The sequence below is a fragment of the Pseudomonas sp. SBT1-2 genome (assembly GCF_028640875.1).
GTDB lineage: Bacteria > Pseudomonadota > Gammaproteobacteria > Pseudomonadales > Pseudomonadaceae > Aquipseudomonas > Aquipseudomonas chlororaphis_I.
The window spans coordinates 86,533-91,374 of record NZ_JAQZAA010000117.1; the positions used below are offsets into that span (position 1 = coordinate 86,533).

A 4,842-nucleotide genomic window follows, 5' to 3' on the forward strand; every position below is an offset into this window, starting at 1 on the left:
CCTACCGATCACGAAGATCCCGTAGGCGCGAGGCTTGCCCGCGAAGAACAGCAGACAACGCGACTGGCGGACTTAGTCTTCCAGCAGCTCTTCAGCCTGACCCAGGATGTTCTCCAGGGTGAAACCGAACTCTTCGAACAAGGCCGGCGCAGGCGCCGACTCGCCGTAGGTGGTCATACCGATGACGCGACCTTCCAGGCCGACGTACTTGTACCAGTAGTCCGCGTGAGCGGCCTCGATGGCGATACGGGCGCTGACCTGCAGCGGCAGGACCGACTGCTTGTAACCGGCGTCCTGAGCATCGAACACGCTGGTGCATGGCATGGACACCACGCGCACCTTGCGGCCCTGCTCGGTCAGTTTGTCGAAGGCCTGCACCGCCAGGCCGACTTCGGAACCGGTGGCGATCAGGATCAGCTCAGGCTCGCCTGCGCAGTCCTTGAGCACGTAGCCGCCGCGGCTGATTGCGGCGATCTGCACGGCATCGCGGGTCTGATGCTGCAGGTTCTGGCGGGAGAAGATCAGCGCCGAAGGACCGTCCTTGCGCTCGATCGCGCTTTTCCAGGCCACAGCCGATTCCACGGCATCGGCTGGACGCCAGGTGTCGAGGTTCGGGGTGCAGCGCAGGCTGGCGATCTGCTCGATCGGCTGGTGCGTCGGGCCGTCTTCGCCCAGACCGATGGAGTCGTGGGTGTAGACGTGGATCACGCGCTGCTTCATCAGGGCCGACATGCGTACCGCGTTGCGCGCGTATTCCATGAACATCAGGAAGGTCGCGCCGTAAGGCACCAGGCCACCGTGCAGGGCCACGCCGTTCATGATGGCGGTCATGCCGAACTCGCGAACGCCGTAGTACATGTAGTTGCCGCTGGCGTCTTCGGCGCTGACGCCCTTGCAGCCTTTCCACAGGGTCAGGTTGGAACCGGCCAGGTCGGCCGAACCGCCGAGGAATTCCGGCAGCAGCGGGCCGAACGCGTTCAGGGCGTTCTGGCTGGCTTTACGGCTGGCGATGGTTTCGCCCTTGGCCGCGACTTCGGCGATGTAGGCATCGGCCTTCTCGGAGAAGTCGGCCGGCAGGTCACCGCTCAGGCGACGCACCAGCTCGTTGGCCAGCTCAGGGAATTCGGCGGAGTAGGCGGAGAAACGCTGGTCCCACTCGGCTTCGACGGCGCGACCGGTTTCCTTGGCATCCCACTCGGCGTAGATGTCGGCCGGGATTTCGAACGGGCCGTGGTTCCACTTCAGCGCGGCGCGGGTCAGGGCGATTTCCTCGGCACCCAGTGGCGCGCCGTGGCAGTCTTCCTTGCCTTGCTTGTTCGGCGAACCGAAACCGATGGTGGTCTTGCAGCAGATCAGGGTCGGCTGCTCGCTTTTGCGCGCGGTGTCGATCGCGGTCTTGATCTCTTCAGGGTCGTGACCGTCGACGTTGCGGATCACCTGCCAGTTGTAGGCTTCGAAACGCTTTGGCGTGTCATCGGTGAACCAGCCTTCGACTTCGCCGTCGATGGAAATGCCGTTGTCATCGTAGAAGGCGATCAGCTTGCCCAGGCCCAGGGTGCCGGCCAGGGACGCGACTTCATGGGAAATGCCTTCCATCATGCAGCCATCGCCCAGGAACACGTAGGTGTGGTGGTCGACGACGTTGTGGCCGGGACGGTTGAACTGCGCCGCCAGGACCTTTTCCGCCAGGGCGAAGCCCACGGCATTGGCCAGGCCTTGGCCCAGCGGGCCGGTGGTGGTCTCGACGCCCGGGGTGTAGCCGAACTCCGGGTGGCCCGGGGTGCGGCTGTGCAGCTGGCGGAAGCTCTTCAGGTCGTCGATGGTGACGTCGTAGCCAGTCAGGTGCAGCAGCGAGTAGATCAGCATCGAGCCGTGGCCGTTGGACAGCACGAAGCGGTCACGGTCGGCGAAGGATGGATTGCTCGGGTTGTGCTTCAGGTAGTCACGCCAAAGTACCTCGGCGATATCCGCCATACCCATAGGGGCACCGGGATGGCCGCTGTTGGCTTTTTGCACGGCATCCATGCTGAGGGCACGAATGGCGTTGGCACGCTCACGACGGCTTGGCATCGCTGATCTCCTGGGGGTTATCTAAGTCGAGTTGGATAAAACGAATCGGAAAAAGGCGTGCATTTTCCCTCAGCGGTAGGCCGGGGGCAATGACAGATAATGACTCTGGCGCGTTTTTCCGGTCGATAAAGGGGCAATCGCCTGATGAAACCATTCCGCAGTTCGTCTGTAGAACATCACGACCTCCGTTAAGTGCCATCTATCGAGCAATATCAAAACTTTTTGATATTGGTCTTGCGAGGTTGGGGGTGCGTCACTAGACTGCTGGCCTTATGAATTTACGCGCGCCCTCCATTAGCCATGATGACTGTGATGAGCTGGCGGCCCTGTGCAAGGCCGGCGGCGATCCGCTGCGGCTGAATGTATTGCGCGCGCTGGCCAACGACTCGTTCGGCGTACTGGAACTGGCGCAGATCTTCGCCATTGGCCAGTCCGGCATGAGCCACCACCTGAAGGTGCTGGCCCAGGCCGAGCTGGTGGCGACCCGCCGCGAAGGCAACGCGATCTTCTACCGGCGCGCCCTGCCCCACACCGAACTGCTGGGCGGCCGGCTGCACGCCGCCCTGCTGGATGAAGTGGATAACCTGACGCTGCCCGGCGAAGTGCAATCGCGTATCGGCCTGGTGCACCGCCAGCGGGCGGCCGCCAGCCAGGACTTTTTCTCACGGGTCGCGGAGAAGTTTCGCGCCCAGCAGGACCTGATCGCAGGACTGCCCCAGTACCGCGAAAGCGTGCTGGCACTGCTCGACAAACTGAACTTCACGGACACCGCCACGGCGATCGAAGTCGGCCCCGGGGATGGCAGCTTCCTGCCGGAACTGGCCCACCGCTTCACCCGGGTGACCGCGCTGGACAACAGCCCGGCCATGCTCGAACTGGCACGCCAGGTCTGTGAACGCGAAACGCTGGCTAACGTCAGCCTGCAACTGGCCGATGCATTGAATGGCGTGAGCCTGACGGCCGATTGCGTGGTGCTGAACATGGTCCTGCACCATTTCGCCGCGCCGGCCGATGCGCTGAAACGCCTGGCCGGCTTGCTGCAACCGGGCGGCAGCCTGTTAGTGACAGAGTTGTGCAGCCACAACCAGAGTTGGGCCAGGGAGGCCTGCGGTGATCTCTGGCTGGGGTTTGACCAGGACGACCTGGCCCGCTGGGCCACCGCTGCGGGACTGGTTCCCGGAGAAAGTCTGTATGTAGGTTTACGTAATGGTTTCCAGATCCAGGTACGCCACTTTCAGCGACCGGCTGGCGACACTCACCATCGGTAAATTTTAGGAAACCGTCGAGATGAGCGAATACTCCCTTTTCACCTCCGAGTCCGTGTCTGAAGGGCATCCGGACAAAATCGCCGACCAGATTTCCGATGCGGTGCTGGACGCCATCATTGCCCAGGACAAGCACGCCCGCGTAGCGGTGGAAACCCTGGTCAAGACCGGCGTGGCCATCGTCGCCGGCGAAGTCACCACCTCGGCCTGGGTTGACCTGGAGCAGATCGTTCGTGACGTGATCACCGACATCGGCTACACCAGCTCCGACGTCGGCTTCGACGGCGCGACCTGCGGCGTGATGAACATCATTGGCAAGCAGTCCCCCGACATCAACCAGGGTGTCGACCGTGCCAAGCCTGAAGACCAGGGCGCCGGCGACCAGGGCCTGATGTTCGGCTACGCCAGCAACGAAACCGACGTACTGATGCCGGCCCCGATCACCTTCTCGCACCAACTGGTGCAGCGCCAGGCCGAAGCCCGCAAGTCCGGCCTGCTGCCGTGGCTGCGTCCGGATGCCAAGTCCCAGGTCACCTGCCGCTACGAAGGCGGCAAGGTAGTCGGCATCGACGCCGTGGTCCTGTCGACCCAGCACAACCCTGACGTGTCGTACAAAGACCTGCGCGAAGGCGTGATGGAACTGATCGTCAAGCACGTGCTGCCGGCCGAACTGCTGTCCAAGGACACCCAGTTCCACATCAACCCGACTGGCCAGTTCATCATCGGCGGCCCGGTCGGCGACTGCGGCCTGACCGGTCGCAAGATCATCGTCGACAGCTACGGCGGCATGGCCCGTCACGGCGGCGGCGCATTCTCCGGCAAGGACCCATCGAAGGTCGACCGTTCGGCCGCCTACGCCGGTCGTTACGTGGCCAAGAACATCGTTGCCGCCGGCCTGGCCGAGCGCTGCGAGATCCAGGTGTCCTACGCCATCGGCGTGGCGCAACCGACTTCGATCTCGCTGAACACCTTCGGCACCGGCAAGATCAGCGACGACAAGATCATCAAGCTGGTCCGCGAAATCTTCGACCTGCGCCCTTACGCGATCACCACCATGCTCGACCTGCTGCACCCGATGTACCGCGAGACCGCGGCCTACGGCCACTTCGGCCGTACCCCGCAAACCAAGACCGTGGGTGATGACACCTTCACCACCTTCACCTGGGAAAAGACCGACCGCGCCGAAGCCCTGCGCGCCGCTGCCAGCCTGTAATCCCGGCAGCACTTACCCAAGCCCCGCACGGTTCGCCTTGCGGGGCTTTTTTGTGGCTGAAGGTTTCATGATTTGCAGGGCCGCTTACGGGAGCAAGCCTGATTCCTGCGGGTACAAGCTGGCTCGCGAAAAAACCGGCCCATCGTCAAACCAGCCCGCGAAATACCCGGCAACCCATACGCCCTTTCTCCCTCCCGCCCACCTGGTGGCAGCGTCGAGACCGTCACCGACGAGGCTGGCCATGCGCGGCAAGTCTGGTGGCCGGCGGAAACCGTGCGCGCGGTGGCCTACGAC

3 protein-coding genes are annotated in these 4,842 nt (G+C 63.3%); 2 read left to right on the top strand and 1 reads right to left on the bottom strand.

What is annotated here, in order from left to right; genetic code table 11:
- Nucleotides 1-72 precede the first annotated feature (72 nt).
- A complete protein-coding gene (gene tkt / locus PVZ78_RS30795) occupies nt 73-2,070 on the bottom strand; it encodes a transketolase (protein ID WP_103331612.1) in 1,998 nt (665 codons plus the stop codon).
- Between the two features lie 272 nt (nt 2,071-2,342).
- Here tkt and PVZ78_RS30800 point away from each other — a divergent pair, with 272 nt between their 5' ends.
- Together PVZ78_RS30800 and metK are read left to right on the top strand one after the other, a co-directional pair.
- The gene (locus PVZ78_RS30800; RefSeq protein WP_009051272.1) at nt 2,343-3,338 is read left to right on the top strand and encodes an ArsR/SmtB family transcription factor; all 996 of its coding nucleotides are present in this window, start codon (nt 2,343-2,345) and stop codon (nt 3,336-3,338) included.
- A gap of 19 nt (nt 3,339-3,357) precedes the next feature.
- Entirely contained in the window at nt 3,358-4,548 is a 1,191-nt protein-coding gene (gene metK, locus PVZ78_RS30805) for a methionine adenosyltransferase (RefSeq protein WP_009051273.1), read from the top strand.
- Nucleotides 4,549-4,842 lie beyond the last annotated feature (294 nt).

Coding starts and splice junctions, on each gene's coding strand:
- tkt (WP_103331612.1), bottom strand. CDS start 2,070: ATGCCAAGCCGTCGTGAGCGTGCCAACGCCATTCGTGCCCTCAGCATG.
- PVZ78_RS30800 (WP_009051272.1), top strand. CDS start 2,343: ATGAATTTACGCGCGCCCTCCATTAGCCATGATGACTGTGATGAGCTG.
- metK (WP_009051273.1), top strand. CDS start 3,358: ATGAGCGAATACTCCCTTTTCACCTCCGAGTCCGTGTCTGAAGGGCAT.